The following is a 21,188-nucleotide window of genomic DNA, read 5'->3' on the forward strand; positions in this document are numbered from 1 at the left end:
TGTCCGAACATCGCCTTGCTGGGATAGCCGCGGGGCGTTGTGACGCCAGTCACATTTGACGAGTCCATCCTCTCAGAGCCCGCCCGTGCGCAGGAGGAGGTTAGACGTCCTCGTCGGATTCTGGCGAATCGGTTCGCACTTCGGGCGGGAGGCGGCCGGCGCGGTGAGGGCCGCGGTCGCGTACGGGGAGGGCAGGCCGGAACGTCGGGGCACGATCGACGAGGTTGCCGCCCCCGCCGGGCGGAGGCACGGCGGGACACGCGTCCGCGCCCATTCTTTACCTGGGGGAGACCTGCCCGAGCACCCGGTCCAAATAGGCGTTGCCGAAAAGGCGGTCCGGGTCGAGGCGGTCGCGCAGGGCGGTGAAGTCGGCGAAGCGCGGGTAGACGCCCGAAAGGTACGCGGCGTCCTTGGTGTGCAGCTTGCCCCAGTGCGGGCGGCCGCCCAGCCTGGTCATGATCTCCTCGACACCCTCGAAGTAGGCCGGGTTCGGGGTCTCGCGGTAGATGTGGCAGGCCACGTACGCGCTCGGCCTGCCGTACGCGGTCGACAGCCAGACGTCGCTCGGCGGCGTCACCCGCACCTCGACGGGGAAGCTGATCTGCCAGCCCATCCGGTCGATCAGGTCACGCGTCTCGCGCAGCGCCTGCCCGAGCCGCTCGCGCGGGATCGCGTACTCCGTCTCCAGGAAGCGCACCTCCCGCCGCGCGGTGAAGATCTTGTACGAGGTGTCGACGGCCTCGGAGTCACTCAGGGCGGCGGCGCTGACGGCGTTGATCCGGGGGATCAGGCCGGGGAGGCGGGCGCCGACGGCGCAGGCGGCGCCGAACAGGGTGTTCTCCAGGAACACGGCGTCCAGCCAGTGACGGAACGCGTTCGGCGGGGCGGGCGGGCCAGGATGCCGGTTGTTGGTCTTGACCAGGCACGCGTCGGTGTGCGGCAGCCAGAAGAAGTCCAGGTGCTCGTTCTCGGCGGTGAGGGCGTCGAGCGAGTCGAGGATGCGGCTGAGCGGCAGCCGCCTGCGCCGGTGGTGCAGCAGGAACGCGGGCTCCACCCGGAACGTCACCGCCGTCAGCACGCCGAGCGCGCCCAGCCCGACCCTGGCGGCGTCGAACAGGTCCTCGCCGGGCGCGGCGGTGACGAGCGAGCCGTCGGCCAGCACCAGTTCCAGGCCGGTCACCTGGTCGGCCAGGCCGCCGCTGTCGCGTCCGGTGCCGTGCGTGCCCGTCTGGATGGCGCCCGCGACCGTCTGCTCGGTGATGTCGCCCATGTTGGCCAGCGCCAGGCCGCGCCCGTCGAGCAGCGTGTTCAGCGTCTTGAGCGGGGTGCCGGCCATGACCGTGACCTGGCCGTCCGCCCAGGAGCGGACGCCGGTCAGCCCTTCGGGGCGCAGCAGGATGCCGTCGGTGAGGGCCACCCCGGTGAAGGAGTGGCCCGTCCCGGCCATGCGCACCCGCCGCCCGCCCGCCGCGGCGTCCCGCACGGCCCGCGCCACGTCGTCGGCGGAGGCCGGCGTGCGCACCTCGGCGGGGGAGCAGGTCTGGTTGCCTGCCCAGTTGGTGAACGCCATGCGCGCGGGTTCTCCTGGCTGGGGCTTCGTTCCGGTCAAACGTGAACGATACTCACTGTTCCCAGCCTTCGGGAAGCGGGAAGACGTCGCCCGGCTTGAGTTCCTCGTGCTTGATGACGTCGTCGACCGTGACCAGGTGGTAGCCGTTGCGCTGGAGGGTCTTGATGATCGACGGCATCGCGTCGACCGTCTGCTTCACCCAGTCGTGCATGAGGACGATGCTGTTGCCCTTGGCGACCGACAGGGTCTGCTTCTTGATCTTCTCTTCGTTCTTCGACTCCCAGTCACGGGAGCCGCCGGTCCACAGGATGATCGGCATGCCGAACTCGACCGCGATGTCCTGGACCTGCAGGTCCGACATCCCGTACGGGGGACGCAGCAGCTTGGGCTCGACCCCGGCCGCCTTCTTGATCGCGTCGTTGGTCTTCTTGATCTCGCTGCGGATCGTGGCCGCGGTGGACTTGGTGAAGTCGGGGTGCGCGTAGCTGTGGTTGCCGACCGCGTGCCCCTCCTTCACCATCCGCTTGACGTAGGCCGGGCGGCTCTTCACGTACTGGCCTTCGAGGAAGAACGTGGCCTTGGCGTCGTGCTCTTTCAGGATGTCCAGCAGCTTGCCCGCGTACTTGCCGGGCCCGTCGTCGAAGGTCAGCGCCACGCACTTCACCCGCGTGCAGTCGACCTCCTTCGCCTTGGGGTCGGCGACCGCCGGCGCGGGGGCCGCCATCACGGCAACCGCCGCGATAGCCAGGAGTGAAGTCAAATGTCGGGACATAACTGTAGTTTCCAATGTGAAGGGTGATGCGAGGGATGTCCCGACGGTAGCGGATCAGCTCTCCGCCGGTGAAGGCGCTCCGGGAAGTCTCAGCAAACCCGAACCTCCGATCCCCACCACCACGGCCAGCGCCGCGCACGCCACCGAGAACCCGTACGCGCCGGACGCCCCGACCATCTCGGTGAGCCGGCCGCCCGCCCACGCGCCGATCGCCACGCCGAACCCGATCGAGGTCGAGATCCACGCCATGCCCTCGGTGAGCAGCGACGGCGGCACCAGCCGCTCGGTCAGCGAGAAGCCGGTGATGAGCGTCGGCGAGATGGCCAGCCCGGCCACGAAGAGCGTGACCGCCATGACCCGCACGTCACCGACGAACATGATCGGCAGCAGCCCGACCACGAACACGCCGAGCGCCCGGACGAACCGGCCGCGCAGCGAGATCCGCCAGCGCCGCGAGCCGAACCAGAGCCCCGACACCATCGACCCGCCCGCGAACGCGGCCAGCAGGAACCCGGAGGCGCCCTTGACCCCGTGCTCGTCGGCGTACGCCACCGTGATCAGGTCGACCGAGCCGAAGACCGCGCCGAGCCCCAGGTAGACGCAGGACAGCAGGGCGACGCCGGGGATGAGGATGGGGGTGCCGCCCGCCGAGCGGACCGGCCGCACCGGCGGCTGGGTGCGCCGCTGCAGGGCCAGCGCGACCGACCCGGTGAGCATCGCCACCAGTGCCACGGTCAGGCCCGCGTACGGGTTCACGGCCGTGGCCAGGACGGTCACCAGCGCCGGCCCGGTCACGAAGATCACCTCGTCGGCGACGGACTCGAAGGCGAAGGCGGTGTGCAGCTTCGCCGACCCGGGGTGCAGGTGGGACCAGCGCGCCCGGACCATCGACCCGAGCGACAGCGACGTGGCGCCGGTCACCAGCGCGGCGGCGTACAGCGTCCAGCCGGGCAGCCCGAGCCCGGCGCTGAGCATGAGCGCGACCAGCGCGAGCGCGTTGACCACGGCGAACGGCAGGATGACCCGGCCCTGCCCGAACCGGTCGGCGAGCCGGCCGGACAGGGGGGCGGCGACGGCGAAGGCGATGCTCAGCACCGCGGACACCGCCCCGGCCATCGCGAACGACCCGGTGAGGCCCTGGACCAGCAGCACCACGCCGATGCCGAGCATGGACATCGGCATCCGGCCGAAGAAGCCGGCCAGCACGAATCCCTTGACGCCGGGCCCTGTGAACAACCCCCGGTAAGGCCCGACCATCTCACTGTCTCCTTACTGTGCAGGCATAACTTCGCGCATCGTCTGTCCGGATGGCAACAGATTTCTTGGCGAGTGGGTTAACGTGTCCCGGGTGTCCGGTCTTCCCTCCTTGCGCGCGGTGCTGCTCATGGTCACCGCCGTGCTCGCGGTCACGATCGCGGCAGGCGGCGTGGTGCTGGTCATGGGGGAGGATCCGTCCGCCGGCCCGGCGGCGCGGGAGACGGAGAAACGGCCCGAGAGGCAGACCGCGGGCCTGGACAAGCTCGTCCCCACCACGCCCCCGACCGCCGCTCCGGTGAAGGAGTTCGGCGAGGGCGGCGCCGGCGTCACCCCCACCCCGCCGCGCGTGCTCGCCATCGCGCCGGGCGAGGTGCCCAAGGAGACCCGCTTCGCGCTGTCGGCGCTCAAGCACGTGCAGAAGGCCATCGTGGTGGACGCGGGCTCGGTCAAGGTGGCCGGCACCGGGCTCAACCTGCTCGCGGTGGACCAGGCCGAGTTCCGCTCCTGGACACCCGAGGCGGTCGCCGGGCACCCCGGCGTGTGGAGCGCGCTGGCCAGGGGAGAGTTCGTGGCCGACGCGGCGGCCGTGCGCAAGTACGACCTCAAGCTCGGCGCGTACTACCAGTTGGACGGCGGGCCCCGGCTGCGGCTGGCCGCCTCCGCGCCGCTCGGCCTGACCGGGGTCGACGCGCTGGTCGGCACCGAGCTCGGCCGCGCGCTCGGGCTGGCCCGCGGCGTGGCGGTGCTGCTGCACGGCAAGGAAGGCAAGATCAGCGAGGCGGGCGTGCGCAAGGCGCTCGGCCGGGGCGCCCAGGTCGTCATGCTCGACAAGGCTCACCGGGAACGCGAGCAGCCGCAGCGGGCCGCCGTCACCACCGGCAGGCCGGGCAGCTACCTGGAGTTGTACCAGCAGGCGGCCACCCGCTGCCCCGGCCTGTCATGGACCGTGCTGGCCGCCATCGGCCAGGTGGAGAGCAGCCACGGCCGTAACAACGGCCCCTCCAGCGCGGGCGCGCTCGGGCCGATGCAGTTCATGCCCGCCACCTGGAAGGCCTACGGCGTGGACGGCGACGGCGACGGCAAGAAGGACATCTGGAGCCCGTACGACGCGGTGCCGGGAGCGGCGAACTACCTGTGCGCCGTCGGCGCCGGCCAGGGCGGCGAGAAGCTGCGCAAGGCCGTCTGGCACTACAACCACTCGTGGGACTACGTGAACAAGGTGCTCGGCATCGCCGACGCCTACGCCCGCTCCTACACCTGATCCGGCACCTGAGCTTGCCTGCGCTTCGGCGCCGGGCAGCAGGTGAGCGCGCAGGGCACCGGCTCCGGCTCGTCCATCAGCTCGCGCACCATCCGCACGAACGCCGGGTGGGTGCCGGCCGTCGACGCCCGCTCCATCGGCAGCCCGCGCTCCTCGGCCACCTGCCTGGCCTCGGTGTCGAGGTCGTAGACGACCTCCATGTGGTCGGAGACGAACCCGATCGGCACCAGCACCGCGGCCTCGGCGTCGAGCTCGCGCAGGTGGTCGCAGACGTCCGGCTCCAGCCAGGGCACCTGCGGCGGGCCGCTGCGCGACTGCCACACCAGGTCCCACGGCGCGGTGCGGCCCAGCGCCCGGTTGACCAGCTCGGCCGTGCGGCGCAGCTGCGCCTCGTACAGGCCGCCCGACGGCCCGGCGGTCTCGGCCATGGAGACGGGGATGCTGTGGGCGGTGAAGACCAGCCGGGCGTGGTCGTGGCCGGCCCTGTCCTTGAGCCGGTCGAGCGCCTGCCGGGTGTGGTCGGCCATCGCCGCGACGAACCCGGGATGGTCGCCGTAGTGGCGCAGCTTGACCAGCTCGGGGCCGCCGTCGAAGGAGATCCTGGCGATGTCCTCGTAGTACTGGCGGCAGCTCGAGTAACCCGCGTAGGCGGAGGTGGCGAACACCGCGGCCCTGCGCACCCCGTCGTCGGCCATCCGGCGCACGGTCTCCTCGCCGAACGGGTGCCAGTTGCGGTTGCCCCAGTAGACCGGCACGCCCGCCACCGGGCGCAGCGCCTCGACCAGGTCGCGGTTCTGGCCGTTGATCGGGCTCACGCCGCCGAAGCTCTGATAGTGCTCGGCGACCTCCAGCAGCCGCTCGCGCGGGACCCCCCGGCCGCGCACCACGTTCTCCAGGAAGGGCATCACGTCGTCGGGACCCTCGGGACCGCCGAACGACAGCACCAGCAACGCGTCGTAATGTGCCACGTGAACAAGCCTATGGCGGCGTGCCGGTGGTCCCGCCAGGAGGTAGGTTCGGACAAGTGAGCCCCTTTGACGATATCCGTGACTATGTGGCCATCCCACGTGTCCACTCGCTGAAGCTCTCCCCCGACGACTCCCGGCTCGTCTCCGTGGTCCAGACACTCAACCCGGACGGCAAGTCGTACGGCACCGCGCTCTGGGCGATCCCCCTTGGCGGCCCCCTGGAGGGCGAGCCGTACCGCCTCACCCGGTCGGCCAAGGGCGAGACGGCGGCCGAGTTCACCGCCACGGGCGACCTGCTGTTCACCAGCCCCCGCCCCGACCCCACCGTGAAGGACGGCGACGAGGAGGTGGCGGCGCTCTGGCTGCTGCCCGCTGGCGGCGGCGAGGCCCGCCGGATCGCCGCCCGCCCCGGCGGCGTCGGCTCCTTCAGGACCGCGGGCGACACGGTCGTGTTCGCCTCCGACGTGCTGGACGGCGAGGAGGCGGACGAGGCCGAGCGGCGCAAGGCTCGCAAGGACGCCGGGATCAGCGCGATCCTGCACGAGAGCTACCCCGTCCGCTACTGGGACCACGACCTCGGCCCCGGCCGCACCCGCCTGTTCGCCGGCAGGCTCGGCCCCGACGGCCTGGAGGACGTCCGCGACCTGACCCCCGACCCGGGCGAGGCGCTGCGCGACGCCGCCTTCACGCTCACCCCCGACGGCCGCACGGTGATCTCCACCTGGCGGATCCCGCTGTCCCACGCCGAGCAGCGCGTCGAGCTGGTCGCGATCGACGTGGAGTCAGGGGAGCGGCGCACGCTCGCCAGTGAGGAGGGCCACGACTTCGGCGGCCCGCTCGCCGTCTCGCCGGACGGCACCAAGATCGCCTGCGTCCGCGAGCGGCACGCCGCCCTGGACCGGTCCGTCCGCATCGAGCTGTGGATCGGCGACCTGGCCACCGGCCAGGGGCGCGCGTACGCGCCGGACCTGTTCCCCTCGGACGTCGTGTGGGCGCCGGACTCCGCCGCCGTGCACATCGCCGCCGACCACCAGGGCCGCCGCCCGGTCTTCCGCGTCACGCTGGAGGACGGCGAGGTGACCAGGCTCACCGCGGACGACGCCTCGTACCTCGGGCTCAACGTCTCGTCCGACGGCGAGTCCCTGTACGCGCTGCGCAGCGGGGTCGCGCTGGCCCCAGGCCCCGCCAGGATCGGCCTCGGCGGCACCATCACCGACCTGCCCTCGCCCGCGCCACGCCCCGAGACCCCGGGTACCCTCACCGAGGTCACCGCCACCGCCGACGACGGCGTCACCATCCGCGGCTGGCTCGTGCTGCCGGAAGGCGCCTCCGCCGCCGACCCGGCGCCGCTGCTGCTGTGGATCCACGGCGGCCCGGTGGCCTCCTGGAACGACTGGCAGTGGCGCTGGCAGTCGTGGATCATGGCCAGGCACGGCTACGCCGTGTTGATGCCGGACCCCGCGCTGTCCACCGGCTACGGTCAGGGCATGATCGACCGCGGCTGGGGCGACTGGGGCCCGCGCACCATGGCCGACCTTGAGGCCATCGTGGACGCCGCGCTGACCAGGGACGACCTCGACGCCGGGCGCACGGCCGCGATGGGCGGCTCGTTCGGCGGCTACATGGCCAACTGGGTCGCCGGCCACACCGACCGCTACCGGGCGATCGTCACCCACGCCTCGCTGTGGCACCTCGACCAGTTCGCCGGCACCACCGACGCGGCCATGTACTGGCAGCGCGAGTTCGGCCCCGCGGGTTCGGAACGTTACAGCGACCTCTCGCCGCACCTCGCCCTGGACAAGATCACCACTCCGATGCTCGTCATCCACGGCGACAAGGACTACCGCGTGCCCATCGGCGAGGGCCTGCGCCTGTGGTGGGACCTGCGGCGCAGCGGCGTGGAGTCGAAGTTCCTGTACTTCCCCGACGAGAACCACTGGATACTCAAGCCGGGCAACGTCGTCGCCTGGTACGAGTCCGTCCTGGCCTTCCTCGCCCACCACGTGCTGGGCGAGGAGTGGAAGCGACCGGAGTCGGTGGCCTGATGCCCGGCACCACCACACCCGCCGGTTTCCTGCGGCTGGCCGAGGACATCGCCCGCGAGGCCGGCGACATGCTGCTGGCCAAGCGGCCCTCGATGTCCACCCGCTCGGCCGACATCGAGACCAAGTCCAGCCCCACCGACGTCGTCACCGTCCTGGACCGAGCCTCCGAGCAGCTCATCCGCGAGCGCATCCTGGCGGTCAGGCCGGGCGACCGGATCCTCGGCGAGGAGGAGGGCGACCGGCCAGGCGAGACCGACGTGCGCTGGGTCGTCGACCCGATCGACGGCACGGTCAACTTCCTGTACGGGCTGCCCGACTGGGCCGTGTCCATCGCGGTCGAGGTGCGCGGCCGGGTGGTGGCGGGCGTGGTGAACGTGGCGCCGCGCGGCGAGGTGTTCACCGCCGCCCTGGACGAGGGCGCCTGGCTCGGCGGCGAGCGGCTGCGGTGCAACCCGGCGCCGCCGCTCGGGCAGGCGCTGGTCGCCACCGGGTTCGCCTACGGCGCGGCGCGGCGGGCCGTCCAGGCCGAGGTGCTGACCGGGGTGCTGCCGCGGGTACGCGACATCAGGCGCGGCGGGTCGTGCGCCGTCGACCTGTGCTCGGTGGCGCTCGGCAGGGTCGACGCCTACTACGAGCGGGGCGTCAACTACTGGGACCACGCGGCGGGCGGGCTGGTCGCCGCCGAGGCCGGGGCCAGGGTCGGCGGCCTGCACGGCGGGCCGTGCGGCGGCGAGATGGCGCTCTGCGCGCCGCCGGGGCTGTTCGAGGAGCTGCACGACCTGCTCGCGGCGCTCGACCCGGCACGCGACTCCTGAGGTGAGGACGCCGACGGCCGGAGCCACTCCCTCGGGGCTCCGGCCGTCGGCGTGAAACCACGTCAGCGCAACGGGATACCGTGATCGTCCGCTAGGCGGCGCAGATCCTCGATCTCGGCGGTGAGGGTGTCGGCGAGGTAGTCGTCACCGGCGCTCCTGGCTTCCCGAAGACCCTTGTAAGCCTGGTCGAGGCGGCTTTCGATCGTGGTCGTGAACTCGCCCATCTCACCTACTCTCTCAGGGGTTCGATTCGTGCGGGGCGAAGGCCCACCCGCCCGTGCGGAGCCCGAAGGGGGACACGGGCGCATGGGTGTCTCGCAGGCATACCCAGACCGCTCGCCGTCCGAAACATGGAATTCCCTGTGGGCTGCGTCACCTGTCCCTGGACATGCCTTACCGTGCGCTTATCGAAGCGAGGGGCACAATGAGTCATCAGAACCAGAGGAAGGTGTGGCAGCGTGCGCGTACTGGTGGTCGAGGATGAGAAGGTTCTCGCCGACGCTATCGCGACCGGTCTGCGGCGCGAGGCCATGGCCGTGGACGTCGCCTACGACGGCGGCGGGGCGCTCGAACGCACCTCCTACATCGACTACGACGTGATCGTGCTCGACCGTGACCTGCCGGTCGTGCACGGCGACGAGGTCTGCCGCCGCCTGGTCGGGCAGCGCACCGCGTCGCGGATCCTGATGCTGACCGCCTCGGGCGACGTGGACGACAAGGTGGAGGGGCTCGGCCTGGGCGCCGACGACTACCTCGCCAAGCCGTTCGTGTTCGTCGAGCTGGTGGCCCGGGTGCGGGCGCTCGGCCGCCGGTCGGCGCCGGCCCTGCCGCCCGTGCTGGAGCGCGCCGGCATCCGGCTCGACCCGGGCAAGCGGCTCGTGGAGCGTGACGGCAGGGAGGTCGTGCTGACCAAGAAGGAGTTCGCCGTCCTGGAGGAACTGCTGCGCGCCGAGGGCGCGGTGGTCAGCCAGGAGGACCTGCTCGACAAGGCATGGGACGAGAACATCGACCCGTTCACCAACGTGGTGCGGGTGACCATGATGACGCTGCGGAAGAAGCTGGGCGAGCCTCAGGTGATCGAGACCGTCCCCGGCGTGGGGTACAAGTTGTGACAGAACCGTCGGATCGGGAGCCGGGCCGTGAGTCGGTGCCGACGCATCCGATGATCAGCCCGCACTCGGCGCGGGCCGCCAGGCAGGGGCCGCCGCCCCCGCCGAGCGGGCCGCCTGCCTGGGACGGCCCGCCGCCGCCCGAGTACGGCCCGGTGAAGCACGACCCGGCGGCGGGCATCAAGGGTCTGACCGGGAAGGTCAGCATCCGCTGGCGGCTCACGCTCACCTACAGCGCGATGTTCTTCACGGCCGGCGCGATGCTGCTCGTGGTCATGTACTTCATCATCCGCTCGACGCTCTACACCGGGTTCGAGTTCCAGCTCCAGGTGCCCGGCTACATCTCCCCGGAGTTCGCGGCCGACCTGCAGCAGCAGGTGCAGCTGCTGCGGGTGAACCAGATCAGCGAGGTGCTGGACACCCTCGTCAGGCAGTCGATCCTGGTGCTGCTCGGCGTCGGCATCCTCGCGCTCATCCTCGGCTACTTCGTGGCCGACCGGGCCCTGCGGCCCGTCACCCAGATGACCGCGACCGCCCGCAAGCTCTCCGAGAGCACGCTGGCCCACCAGCGCATCGGCCTGGAAGGCCCGGACGACGAGCTGAAGGAGCTCGCCGACACCTTCGACGACATGCTCACCCGGCTCAACGTCGCCTTCGACACCCAGCGCCGGTTCGTCGCCAACGCCTCCCACGAGCTGCGCACGCCGCTGACCATCAACAGGACGGTGCTGGAGATCGCGCTGTCCGACCCGGAGGCGTCCGAGGACCTCAAGGCGCTCGGCCGTACCCTCCTGGAGGTCAACGCGCGCAACGAGAAGCTCATCGAGGGCCTGCTGCTGCTGGCCAGGAGCGAGCGCGAGCTCGCGGTGCGCAAGCCGGTGGACGTCAAGGAGGTCGCGCAGACGGCCGTGGACCAGGTGACGCCGTTCGCCGCGGAGCACGGCGTCACGCTCACCACCGAACTGGTGAGCACCCCTACCATCGGCGATCCGGTGCTCCTGGAACGGTCGGTCAGCAATCTGCTGGAGAACGCCGTCAAGTACAACCTTCCCGAAAACGGAAAAGTCTGGATCCGTACGGGAATGGTGGACGGGGCCTTGGTTGTTCAGGTGGCCAACACGGGGCAGCATGTCCCGGCGTACGAGGTGAACAGCCTGTTCGAACCGTTCAGGAGGCTCAACGCCGACCGGGTGGATTCGGCCAAGGGAGCGGGTCTCGGGCTGTCCATCGTCCGTGCTGTGGTGCAGGCTCACGGCGGCAACGTCAACGCGGTGCCGCGGGAGGGTGGCGGACTAGTGGTGACGATCCGGCTGCCGCGACGTTGATCCGGCGTGTTGCCCCACGGGGGGCGTCTCGTTCGCGTCGCACATGTGGTTGGATGTGCCGTCGAACACGGTGGCGCATGACGCCAAGGCTGTGGGTTTCGCCATATTTGGCTAACCACTGCCGTCGGCAGCAGGCCCTGACGTGTTGGGAGGTTCGTCGTCCGTTTCCTCGGGGTACCGAGAGGAAATCTCCCCGGCGGAACGGGCACAAGATGAGCTTCCCGGACGTTAGAACACGCGCGATGAGCGCGAACACATATTGATGAGGGGGATGGAGTAAGCACGATGGCTACCGACTACGACAGCCCGCGCAAGACCGACGACGACCTGGGCGAAGACAGCCTCCAGGAACTCCAGGCGCGGCGCACTGACAAGTCGTCTGGCAGCATCGACATCGACGAGACCGACCTGGCCGAGTCGCTGGAGCTGCCCGGTGCGGATCTGTCGAACGAAGAGCTCAGCCTGCGCGTGATCCCGCGTCAGGCTGACGAGTTCACCTGCGCGCGCTGCTTCCTGGTGCACCACCGCAGCCAGCTGGCCTCGGAGAAGAACGGCCAGCAGATCTGCCGGGAGTGCGCCGCCTGATAAGGAGGCATACGCGTGGCATCACCTGATCGACACTCAGAAGACGAGGCCGCCGACCCCGGTCAAGAGGTCGGCGAACTCGTGGGCAGGCTCACCCAGCCGGGTGAGCTCGAACCGGCCGAGCGGCGCAAACTGCTCGGCCGACTCACACGCGTGCTTTCCGTGGGCGCGGCGAGAGCCAGGAAGTCCGGCGCCGGCCGCGGCCGCTGGCTGGCCGACGTCTTCCTCAACATCGCGCCCCGCATCCCGATCAGGGACCTGCACACGCTCTCCCAGCACCACCAGGGCCTGACCGGCGAGGAGCTCGCCGACGACCTGGTACGCACCGCCATGAAGGGCACGATGACGGTCGGCGCCATCGGCGGCGCGGTCGCGGCGGCCGAGTTCGCCGCTCCTCCTCTCCTCCTCTCCGCCCCCGCCCAGCTCGTCGCCGAGACCATCGTGGTGGCCGCCATCGAGGTCAAGCTCCTCGCCGAGCTGCACGAGGTGTACGGGGTGCACGTCGACGGCACCGGCGCCCAGCGCGCGATCGCGTTCACCGCCGCCTGGGCCAAGCAGCGCGGGATCGACCCGCTGGCCCCCTCCTCGGTGACGCTGGCGCTCGGCGCCGCGACCAAGACCGCGCTGCGCAACCGCCTGCTGAGGGTCCTCGGGCGCCACCTGACCACGTTCGGCCCGTTCCTCACCGGCGCCGTGGCCGGCGGCACCCTCAACCGCATGGCCACCAAGAAGCTCGCCGCCGCCATCCGCGACGACCTGCGGGTCAAGACGCTGCCGCCCGGCCAGCAGCGCGAGCGGTTAGGCCCGTAGCCCGCCGAACCGCACGTCCCCCTGCCCTCTGCCCCCGCTCATCTCAGCTCCCTGCTCCGCCCCCTGAACTCCGCCACCACCTTGCCGTCCGCCCTGCGCACCGTGACGTCGTAGACGCCGCTGCGCCCGTAGCGGGTGCGCTCGGCGGCCTCGGCCACCAGCACGTCGCCCTCGCGGACGGGCGAGACGAAGGTGATGTCGGCGCCGCCCGCGACCGTGACCGCGCCGTAGGTGTTGCACGCGCACGCGAACGCCGTGTCGGCCAGCAGGAACACGTAGCCGCCGTGACAGAGCGCGTGCCCGTTGATCATCTGGCCGGTGACCTTCATCCGGCACACGGCCCGGCCGGGATCCAGCTCGACCAGCTCGATGCCGAGCGCGGCGGAGGCGGTGTCGTCGTCCATCATGCGACGCGCGGTCTCCAATGGACCCTCCCGATACCGACCGACTGTTCGGTAATCACTTCACGCCTGACGGCGCCTGTCAAGCACGCGGGCCGTCACCCGTCGACTTCGAAGAGGATCGGCGGGAAGAAGCGGATGATGGCCGGGTATGTCCTAGCTGCCGTCGCCTGACCGGGAGGGACCATGGCCAAGCCGTTCGCCTCGTCGGCGGACCTCGCCGACAAGACGCGCTCCTTCGAGGAACTGGCCGAAGGCGTGTACGCGCTGACCGCCGAGGGCGACCCCAACGTCGGCGCCGTCGAGGGCGAGGACTTCCTCGTCTGCTTCGAGGCCATGGCCACCCCCGTGGCCGCCCGCGAATGGCTGGCGCTGCTGCGCGAGCACACCGGCAAACCGGTCCGCTACCTCGTCCTGTCCCACTACCACGCGGTGCGGGTGCTGGGCGCGTCGGCGTTCGGCGCGGACGTGATCGTCGCGCACGAGAAGACCCGCGAGCTGATCGCCGAGCGCGGTGCGGAGGACTGGGCCAGCGAGTACGCCCGCATGCCCCGGCTGTTCAAGGAGCCCGCGTCGATCCCTGGCCTGACCTGGCCGACGCTCACGTTCGGCGACCGGCTCGCCATCGACCTCGGCGGCCGGCGCGGCCGGCTGGAGCTGCACCACTGCGGGCGCGGCCACACCGAGGGCGACCTGGTGGCGTGGCTGCCGGAGCAGCGCGTCATGTTCGCCGGCGACCTGGTCGAGTCGCGGGCCGCCCTCTACACCGGCGACGCCTTCCACCGCGCATGGGCGTCGGCGACGCTGGACCGGGTGGCCTCGTTCGGCGCGCGGACGCTGGTCGGCGGCAGGGGAGCGGTGGCGCGCGGCCGGTCGGAGGTCGACGCGGCCATCGCCCAGACCCGCGACTTCCTGCGGGTCATGCTGCGTGAGGTCGGCGCGGCCCACGAGCGCGGCGGCACGCTCAAGGAGGCGTTCCAGGCCGCCCATCGGGCGCTCGAACCCCGCTACGGCGCCTGGCCGATCTTCGAGCACTGCATGCCGTTCAACGTCTCCCGGCTGTGGGACGAGCTGGACGGAGTCGAACGGCCGCGCGTCTGGACGGCGGAGCGCGACCGCGAGGTGTGGGCGCGGCTCCAGAGCTGAGGAGGTCCGATGCAGGACGCGCAGGTCATCGTGGTCGGCGCCGGGCCGGTGGGGCAGACCGCTGCGCTGCTGCTGGCCCGCTGGGGGGTGCGGGTGCTGGTCCTCGACGGGCGGCCGGGGCGCGAGCCGGCCGGGTCGAAGTCGATCTGCCAGCAGCGCGACGTGCTCGACATCTGGGCGGCCTGCGGCGCCGGCCGGATCGCGGAGGAGGGCCTGGCCTGGACCACGGCCCGCACGTACTACCGGGGCGAGGAGCTGTTCTCCTGGACCTTCGACGGCGGGCCCGGGCTGCCCGCGTGCGTGAACATCTCGCAGACCCGCACCGAGCAGATCCTCGACGCGGCGCTCGCCGCCCAGCCACTGGCCGAGGTGCGGTGGGACCACCGGGTGACCGGTCTCGAACAGGACGGCGGCGGCGTGACCGTGCGCTGCGGCGACCGCGTGCTGCGCGCCCCGTACGCGGTGGTCTGCGCGGGCGCCCGCGGCCAGGAGCTGCGGCAGGCGCTCGGGGTGACGTTCGACGGCGAGACGTTCGACGACCAGTTCCTCATCTGCGACGTCCGCGCCGACCTGCCCGGCTGGGAGCACGAGCGGCGCTTCCACTTCGACCCGGTGTGGAACCCCGGCCGCCAGGTGCTCGTCCACCCCTGCCCCGGCTCCACCTACCGCATCGACTGGCAGATCCCGCCGCACGCCGTGCCCACCGACGAGGAGGTGGCGCGGAAGATCCGGACGATCGTCGGCGACCGGGACTACGAGCTGCTGTGGCAGACGACCTACCGCTTCCACTCGCGCGTCGCCTCGCGGATGCGGGCCGGGCGGGTGCTGCTGGCGGGCGACTGCGCCCACCTGGTCGCGCCGTTCGGGGCGCGCGGCCTGAACTCCGGGGTGCCCGACGCCGAGAACGCCGCGTGGAAGCTGGCGTTCGTGCTCAACGGGTGGGCGCCGGAGGAGCTGCTGGAGACGTACCACGACGAGCGGCACGCCGCCGCCCGCGAGAACCTGGAGGTCACGGCGGCCACCATGCGCTTCCTCACGCCCCGTACGGACGAGGAGCGGGCGCGCAGGCGCGCGGCGCTGGAGACCGCGCTGGCCACCGGGCGGGCCGACGGCGTCGACTCCGGGCGGTTCGCCGAGCCCTTCTGGTACGTGGACTCGCCGCTCACGACCCCCGATCCCGGCCGGCCGTTCGCGGGCAGGCCGCCCAAGGGCGCGCTGTGCGATCCCTGCCCCGGGGTGATCGTGCCCGACGTGCCGGTGCCCGGGGGGCGGCTGCGCGAGTTCTGCCGCGACGGTTTCCTGGTACTCCTGGGCGAAATGTGTGATTCGGGTTTGTTTGCGCAGGTCCTGGGCAAGGTCTGTACGGCGCCGCTCGTCGTCCGCGAGCTCGCGGAGGTGGATGGGTCGGGCGTGCTCGCTGAGAGGCTCGGCGCCAGACCCGATGAGGCGTGGCTGATCAGGCCCGATGCCCATATCGCCGCGATCGTCCCCCATGCGGGGCCGGACTCGGTGGTGGCCGCTGTGAGGCGCGCTTCGCGCCTTCCGTGACAGTGAGTCTAGGAGGAATTGGGTGGTTGGCCGTAGTTCGTTTCTGATCGTCGCGAACCGGTTGCCCGTCGACCGGGTCGTCGAGCAAGACGGAACGGCCTCGTGGCGCCGGAGCCCTGGTGGTCTCGTCACCGCCATCGCGCCGGTCATGCAGCGTCGCCACGGCGCCTGGCTGGGCTGGCCGGGGGCGCCGGACGAGGAGCTGGAGCCGTTCGAGCAGGACGGGATGAACCTCATCTCGATCCCGCTGACGGCCGAGGAGATCGAGCTCTACTACGAGGGTTTCTCCAACGCGACGCTCTGGCCGCTCTACCACGACGTGGTGGCGCCGCCGGTGTTCGAGCGGTCGATGTGGGAGGCGTACCGGGCGGTCAACGAGCGCTTCGCCCGCGCGGCGGCCGCGCACGCCGAGCAGGGCGCGGTCGTGTGGGTGCAGGACTACCAGCTGCAGCTCGTGCCCGCCATGCTGCGCGAGCTCAGGCCCGACCTGCGCATCGGCTTCTTCCTGCACATCCCGTTCCCGCCCGTCGAGCTGTTCTGGCAGCTTCCGTGGCGGCGCGAGCTGGTCCAGGGTCTGCTCGGCGCCGACCTGGTCGGTTTCCAGCTGCCCGGCGGGGCCGCGAACTTCCGCCGGTTGTGCCGCAGGCTGCTCGGCGTCCCGTACAAGGGCAGCGAGATCTTCCTGGAGGACCGGATCGTCCGCACGCAGGCGTTCCCGATCAGCGTGGACTTCGGCGAGCTGGACGAGATGGTGCGCCGGCCGGAGGTGGTCTCGCGCGCCAAGGAGATCAGGATGGAGCTGGGCGACCCCGAGCACGTGCTGCTCGGCGTGGACCGGCTCGACTACACCAAGGGCATCGGGCAGCGCCTGGAGGCGTTCGGCGAGCTGCTCAAGGACGGCCGGATCACCCCCGGCGAGGCGGTGTTCGTGCAGATCGCCACGCCCAGCCGGGAGCGGGTGGAGGAATACAGACGCCTGCGCGACGACATCGAGCTGCAGGTGGGGCGGATCAACGGCGAGACCTCGGAGTTCGGCAGCCAGCCGATCCAGTACTTCCACCAGTCGTACCCGAAGGACGAGCTGGCCGCGCTCTACCTGGCGGCCGACGTCATGGTGGTCACGCCGCTGCGCGACGGGATGAACCTGGTCGCCAAGGAGTACGTCGCCTGCCACCACGATCTGAACGGGGCGCTGGTGCTCAGCGAGTTCGCCGGGGCGGCCGACGAGCTGCGCCAGGCGTTCCTGGTCAACCCGTACGACGTGGAGGACCTCAAGCGCCAGATGCTCGCCGCCATGCGGGCCACGCCGCACGAGCTGGCCCGGCGGATGCGTACGATGCGCCGCCGGGTCGCCACCTACGACGTGGACCGCTGGGCCAGCGAGTTTCTCAGCTCTCTGGAGTCACCGTCCGCTTCAGAGCCCGCCATGAGTCGTAGCGCTTCTTGGCCGTCCGGTTGACCACGATCTGCGCGACGGACATGCCGACGCCCATCACGACGGCGTAGCCGATCGCCTCACCCATGCTGACCTCGGGCGAGTCTGGGTCGATAGGCGGCTCCTTGCCGGTCGCCTTCACCCAGGCGAACCCGAGCAGCTTCCTGGCGGCCCAGGCTGTCACCAGCCCCACCAGGCCCCCGACGACTCGCCAGGCGATGTCGGGCTTGTCATCCGCCATGCGATCTCTCCTTCCCCTTTGTAACGAACCCTAGTCTGTGCCGCTTCGAGGCCCCGGCAAGCCGTACCATAAGGAGGCATGACTCAGCAGCGACTACGCCATGCGTCCATGCCCGAGAAACCCTCTCTCGACGGCCTGGAGCAGGTATGGGTAGCCCGCTGGGAAGAGCAGGGCACCTACCGGTTCGACCGGTCGAGGCCGCGCGAGCAGGTCTACTCGATCGACACGCCGCCGCCCACCGTCTCCGGCTCCCTGCACGTCGGTCACGTCTTCTCCTTCACCCACACCGACATCATGGCCCGCTACCAGCGCATGATCGGCAAGTCGGTGTTCTACCCGATCGGCTGGGACGACAACGGCCTGCCCACCGAGCGCCGCGTCCAGAACGTCTACGGCGTGCGCTGCGATCCGTCGTTGCCGTACGACCCCGACTTCGTGCCACCGGAGAAGCCCGGCAAACGTGAGGTCTCCATTTCCCGGCGCAACTTCGTGGAGCTCTGCCACAAGCTGACGGAGATCGACGAGCGGGCGTTCGAGGAGGTGTGGCGGCGGGTCGGCCTGTCGGTCGACTGGTCGCTGCTCTACACCACGATCAGCGACGAGTCGCGCCGGGTGTCGCAGCGGGCGTTCCTGCGCAACCTGCGGCGCGGCGAGGCCTACCTCGCCGAGGCGCCGACGCTGTGGGACGTCACCTTCCGCACCGCCGTCGCCCAGGCCGAGCTGGAGGACCGCGAGTGGCCCGGCGCCTTCCACAAGATCTCGTTCTACGGCGAGAAGGGGCCGGTCTGGATCGAGACGACCCGGCCGGAGCTGATCCCGGCCTGCGTGGCGCTGGTCGCCCACCCCGACGACGAGCGCTACCGGTCGCTGGTCGGCACCTCCGTGCTCACCCCGCTGTTCGGCGCCGAGGTGCCGGTGCTGGCCCACCACCTGGCCGAGCCCGACAAGGGCACCGGCATCGCGATGATCTGCACGTTCGGCGACGTCACCGACGTGACCTGGTGGCGCGAGCTCGACCTGCCGACCCGCCCGGTCATCGGCTGGGACGGCCGGCTGCTGCCCGAGCCGCCCGAGGGCGTCGAGACCGACCCCTACAAGGAGCTGGCCGGCAAGACCGTCCACAGCGCCCGCGAGCGGATCGTGGAGCTGCTGCGCGAGTCCGGCGACCTGGAGGGCGACCCGCGGCCGGTGCGGCGGCCGGTCAAGTTCTACGAGCGCGGCGACAAGCCGCTCGAGATCGTCACCACCCGCCAGTGGTACATCCGCAACGGCGGGCGCGACGAGGCGCTGCGCGAGCGGCTGCTGGAGCGGGGGCGCGAGCTGGCCTGGCACCCTCCGCACATGCGGGCCCGCTACGACAACTGGGTGGGCGGCCTGGCCGGTGACTGGCTGATCTCCCGTCAGCGGTTCTTCGGCGTGCCGTTCCCCGTCTGGTATCCACTCGACCAGGACGGGCAGCCGGTCTACGACGAGCCGATCCTGCCGCCGGAGGAGGCGCTGCCGGTCGACCCGTCGTCCGACGCCCCGCCCGGCTACGCCGAGGAGCTGCGGGGCGTGCCCGGCGGCTTCATGGCCGACCCCGACGTCATGGACACCTGGGCGACCTCGTCGCTCACGCCGCAGATCGCCGGGCGCTGGGAGACCGACGACGACCTGTTCCGCCGGGTCTTCCCGGCCGACCTGCGCCCGCAGTCCCACGAGATCATCCGCACCTGGCTGTTCGCCACCGTCGTCCGGTCCCACCTGGAGTTCGGCGGCCTGCCCTGGAGCGACGTGGCCATCTCCGGATGGATCCTCGACCCCGACCGCAAGAAGATGTCCAAGTCCAAGGGCAACGTGGTCACCCCGATGGACCTGCTGGAGCAGCACGGCTCCGACGCGGTCCGCTACTGGGCGGCCAACGGGCGCTACGGCGTCGACACGGCCTTCGACGCCGGACAGCTCAAAATCGGTCGCCGGCTGGCCATCAAGATCCTCAACGCGTCGAAGTTCGTGCTCGGGCTCGGCGAGGGCGGCGGCGAGGTCACCGAGCCGGTCGACCTGTCGATGCTCGCGGCGCTGTCCGGCGCGGTGCGCGAGGCCACCGAGGCCTTCGGCGGCTACGACCACACGCGGGCGCTGGAGGTCGCCGAGCGGTTCTTCTGGACCTTCTGCGACGACTACCTGGAGCTGGTCAAGGCCAGAGCCTACGGGAGCGACGCGGCGGCGGCGTCGGCCCACGAGGCGCTGCGCCGCGCGCTCGACGTGCAGCTGCGGCTGTTCGCGCCGTTCCTGCCGTTCGTCACCGAAGAGGTGTGGTCCTGGTGGCGCGAGGGCTCGGTGCACGGCGCCGCCTGGCCGGAGCCCGGGTCCGTCGCGGGCGACCCGGCGGTGCTGGAGGCCGCGTCCGAGGTGCTCCGCCAGGTGCGCAAGGCCAAGTCCGAGGCCAAGCAGTCGATGCGGGCGGAGGTGTCCAGGCTCACGGTGACCTCGCCCAGGGCCGGGCTGGTCCGGCTCGCCCAGGACGACCTGTGCGGCGCCGGGCACGTCGAGGAGTTCGTGCTGGAGCACGGCGAGGAGACCTCGATCGAGGTGGAGCTGGGCTGACGCGGGAGTTTCCCCGCGGGCGGGCTCGCCGCGGGAGGAATACGGGGCGGTCGATAGGCGCGCGTCCCGCGCTTGGACGTGCCAGTCTTGGAGTGTGCTGAGCGACCGCCCCACCAAACTCGTGCCGCCCGTGCTGGCCAAGATTGCGGCCTGGAGCCTGTGCCTGATCCTCACCGGCGTGGTCGTCTTCTACTTCGTCCAGGTCATCGCCCGGCTCAGCTTCGTGGTGCTGCCCGTGGCCATCGCCCTGCTGCTGACCGCGCTGCTCTACCCGATGACCAGGAGCCTGCGCCAGGCGGGCATGCGGCCCATCTACGCCACCTGGCTCACCATGATCGCGGCCCTGGCGGTCCTGGCCGGCACCGGCTGGCTCGTCGGGGCCCGCGCCACCGACGAGTTCCCCAACCTGGTCAAGCAGGTCCAGGCCACGGTGGGCGACGTGCAGGAATGGCTCGTGACCGGGCCGCTCCACCTGCAGCAGACGCAGATCACCCAGTACTTCAACGAGGTGGTCGCCCTCATCGAGGCCCAGCGCACGGCCATCACCGGCACGGTGCTGACCGCCGGGGCCGTGGCCGTCGAGGTGCTCGCCTCCATCGTGCTGCTGCTGTTCGTCACGTTCTTCCTGCTCAAGGACGGCGACCGGATCTGGGGCTGGTTCCTCAAGGGCTTCGGGCGGATGTCGCCGCGGGTCGACAGGGCGGGCCGGGCCGCGTGGAGCACGCTCTCCCACTACGTGCAGGGCAGCGTGCTCGTCGCCGCCGTGCACGGCGTGGTCATGGGCATCGTGCTGGCCGGCATGGGGGTGCCGCTCTGGGCGCCGCTGGCCGTGCTGATCTTCCTGGCCAGCTTCATCCCGATCGTCGGCATCTTCTTCGCCGGCACCGTCGCCACCCTGGTCACGCTCGGCGCCAAGGGCATCGTGTACGCGCTCATCTTCGTCGGCATCCTGGTGGTCGAGCAGCAGCTGGAGAACCACGTGCTGCAGCCCCTCATCGTGGGGCGGGCGCTGAAGTTCCACCCGCTGGCGATCATCCTGGCGCTGTCGGTGGGCGGCATCCTGGCGGGCATCGCCGGGGCCGTGGTGGCCGTGCCGGTGGCCGCGGTCATCTACCGGGCGCTCCCCGAGCTGATGACCGACCTGCCGGCGCTTCCACCACCCTCCATGGTGGCGGTCGCCCCACCGGTCGCCCCGCCGGTCGCCGCCGGCCCGGAGCTGCCCGGCGGCCCGGCCGGCTCCCAAGGGCCCGCCGACGACGGGAAACCCGGTGCGGCGGGACGATCCGGTGCTGACAGCGAGTAATCTCATCACCC

Annotated in this window: 19 protein-coding genes; 12 read left to right on the forward strand and 7 right to left on the reverse strand. The window is 71.2% G+C overall.

All coding sequences use genetic code 11. From position 1 onward, the window contains the following. Positions 1-277: 277 nt before the first annotated feature. From FR742_RS07695 to FR742_RS07705, 3 genes are all read right to left on the reverse strand, one after another. The gene (locus FR742_RS07695) at positions 278-1,570 is read right to left on the reverse strand and encodes a D-arabinono-1,4-lactone oxidase (protein ID WP_148030294.1); all 1,293 of its coding nucleotides are present in this window, start codon (positions 1,568-1,570) and stop codon (positions 278-280) included. 52 nt (positions 1,571-1,622) lie between these two features. Beyond that, entirely contained in the window at positions 1,623-2,294 is a 672-nt protein-coding gene (locus FR742_RS07700) for a polysaccharide deacetylase family protein (RefSeq protein ID WP_261808404.1), read from the reverse strand. 102 nt (positions 2,295-2,396) lie between these two features. Further along, a complete protein-coding gene (locus FR742_RS07705; RefSeq protein WP_148030296.1) occupies positions 2,397-3,599 on the reverse strand; it encodes an MFS transporter in 1,203 nt (400 codons plus the stop codon). Between the two features lie 91 nt (positions 3,600-3,690). Here FR742_RS07705 and FR742_RS07710 point away from each other — a divergent pair, with 91 nt between their 5' ends. Continuing rightward, positions 3,691-4,860, forward strand: coding sequence for a lytic transglycosylase domain-containing protein (locus FR742_RS07710; RefSeq protein WP_148030297.1), 1,170 nt, complete (start codon positions 3,691-3,693; stop codon positions 4,858-4,860). On the opposite strand, the gene FR742_RS07715 is transcribed toward FR742_RS07710, so the two are convergent. Further along, positions 4,851-5,828: a ferrochelatase gene (locus FR742_RS07715; RefSeq protein WP_148030298.1), complete on the reverse strand. Its 978-nt coding sequence runs from the start codon at positions 5,826-5,828 to the stop codon at positions 4,851-4,853. The two genes, FR742_RS07710 and FR742_RS07715, sit on opposite strands and share 10 nt — an antisense overlap. 86 nt (positions 5,829-5,914) lie before the next feature. On the opposite strand from FR742_RS07715, the gene FR742_RS07720 reads away from it, so the two are divergent. Together FR742_RS07720 and FR742_RS07725 are read left to right on the forward strand one after the other, a co-directional pair. After that, entirely contained in the window at positions 5,915-7,873 is a 1,959-nt protein-coding gene (locus FR742_RS07720) for an alpha/beta fold hydrolase (RefSeq protein WP_148030299.1), read from the forward strand. Further along, entirely contained in the window at positions 7,873-8,688 is an 816-nt protein-coding gene (locus FR742_RS07725; RefSeq protein ID WP_148030300.1) for an inositol monophosphatase family protein, read from the forward strand. Before FR742_RS07720 ends, FR742_RS07725 begins: the two co-directional genes overlap by 1 nt. Before the next feature lie 62 nt (positions 8,689-8,750). Here FR742_RS07725 and FR742_RS44405 read toward each other — a convergent pair whose 3' ends face one another. Continuing rightward, positions 8,751-8,912 (reverse strand): hypothetical protein, encoded by a 162-nt coding sequence (locus FR742_RS44405; RefSeq protein ID WP_187281037.1) that lies wholly within the window; start codon positions 8,910-8,912, stop codon positions 8,751-8,753. Positions 8,913-9,146: 234 nt separating this feature from the next. Here FR742_RS44405 and FR742_RS07730 point away from each other — a divergent pair, with 234 nt between their 5' ends. The 4 genes from FR742_RS07730 (at position 9,147) to FR742_RS07745 (ending at position 12,517) form a co-directional block, all read left to right on the forward strand. Then, positions 9,147-9,800, forward strand: a complete 654-nt coding sequence (locus FR742_RS07730; protein ID WP_148030301.1) for a response regulator transcription factor — start codon at positions 9,147-9,149, stop codon at positions 9,798-9,800. A gap of 50 nt (positions 9,801-9,850) precedes the next feature. Next, on the forward strand, positions 9,851-11,122 hold the full coding sequence (locus FR742_RS07735) for a cell wall metabolism sensor histidine kinase WalK (RefSeq protein WP_148034403.1): 1,272 nt from the start codon (positions 9,851-9,853) through the stop codon (positions 11,120-11,122). A 285-nt stretch (positions 11,123-11,407) separates the two neighbouring features. Further along, complete coding sequence (locus FR742_RS07740) at positions 11,408-11,707, forward strand: DUF4193 domain-containing protein (protein WP_148030302.1); 300 nt, start codon at positions 11,408-11,410, stop codon at positions 11,705-11,707. Positions 11,708-11,722: 15 nt separating this feature from the next. Next, positions 11,723-12,517 (forward strand): hypothetical protein, encoded by a 795-nt coding sequence (locus tag FR742_RS07745; protein ID WP_261808405.1) that lies wholly within the window; start codon positions 11,723-11,725, stop codon positions 12,515-12,517. Between the two features lie 38 nt (positions 12,518-12,555). Here FR742_RS07745 and paaI read toward each other — a convergent pair whose 3' ends face one another. Beyond that, on the reverse strand, positions 12,556-12,924 hold the full coding sequence (gene paaI / locus FR742_RS07750) for a hydroxyphenylacetyl-CoA thioesterase PaaI (RefSeq protein WP_148034405.1): 369 nt from the start codon (positions 12,922-12,924) through the stop codon (positions 12,556-12,558). A 180-nt stretch (positions 12,925-13,104) separates the two neighbouring features. On the opposite strand from paaI, the gene FR742_RS07755 reads away from it, so the two are divergent. From FR742_RS07755 to FR742_RS07765, 3 genes are read left to right on the forward strand one after another with little or no spacing between them, the layout of a single operon-like run. Further along, positions 13,105-14,064 (forward strand): MBL fold metallo-hydrolase, encoded by a 960-nt coding sequence (locus FR742_RS07755; protein WP_148030303.1) that lies wholly within the window; start codon positions 13,105-13,107, stop codon positions 14,062-14,064. Positions 14,065-14,073: 9 nt separating this feature from the next. Next, a complete protein-coding gene (locus FR742_RS07760) occupies positions 14,074-15,612 on the forward strand; it encodes an FAD-dependent monooxygenase (RefSeq protein ID WP_148030304.1) in 1,539 nt (512 codons plus the stop codon). 22 nt (positions 15,613-15,634) lie between these two features. After that, on the forward strand, positions 15,635-17,071 hold the full coding sequence (locus tag FR742_RS07765) for a trehalose-6-phosphate synthase (protein ID WP_148030305.1): 1,437 nt from the start codon (positions 15,635-15,637) through the stop codon (positions 17,069-17,071). On the opposite strand, the gene FR742_RS07770 is transcribed toward FR742_RS07765, so the two are convergent. After that, positions 17,001-17,288, reverse strand: coding sequence for a DUF4235 domain-containing protein (locus FR742_RS07770; RefSeq protein WP_148030306.1), 288 nt, complete (start codon positions 17,286-17,288; stop codon positions 17,001-17,003). The two genes, FR742_RS07765 and FR742_RS07770, sit on opposite strands and share 71 nt — an antisense overlap. 108 nt (positions 17,289-17,396) lie before the next feature. On the opposite strand from FR742_RS07770, the gene valS reads away from it, so the two are divergent. Both valS and FR742_RS07780 read left to right on the forward strand, forming a co-directional pair. Then, on the forward strand, positions 17,397-19,874 hold the full coding sequence (valS, locus tag FR742_RS07775; protein WP_148030307.1) for a valine--tRNA ligase: 2,478 nt from the start codon (positions 17,397-17,399) through the stop codon (positions 19,872-19,874). A gap of 94 nt (positions 19,875-19,968) precedes the next feature. Next, complete coding sequence (locus FR742_RS07780) at positions 19,969-21,177, forward strand: AI-2E family transporter (protein ID WP_148030308.1); 1,209 nt, start codon at positions 19,969-19,971, stop codon at positions 21,175-21,177. Positions 21,178-21,188 lie beyond the last annotated feature (11 nt).

The sequence above is a fragment of the Nonomuraea sp. C10 genome, assembly GCF_008017515.1.
In the GTDB taxonomy this organism is placed as follows: Bacteria; Actinomycetota; Actinomycetes; order Streptosporangiales; family Streptosporangiaceae; genus Nonomuraea; species Nonomuraea ferruginea.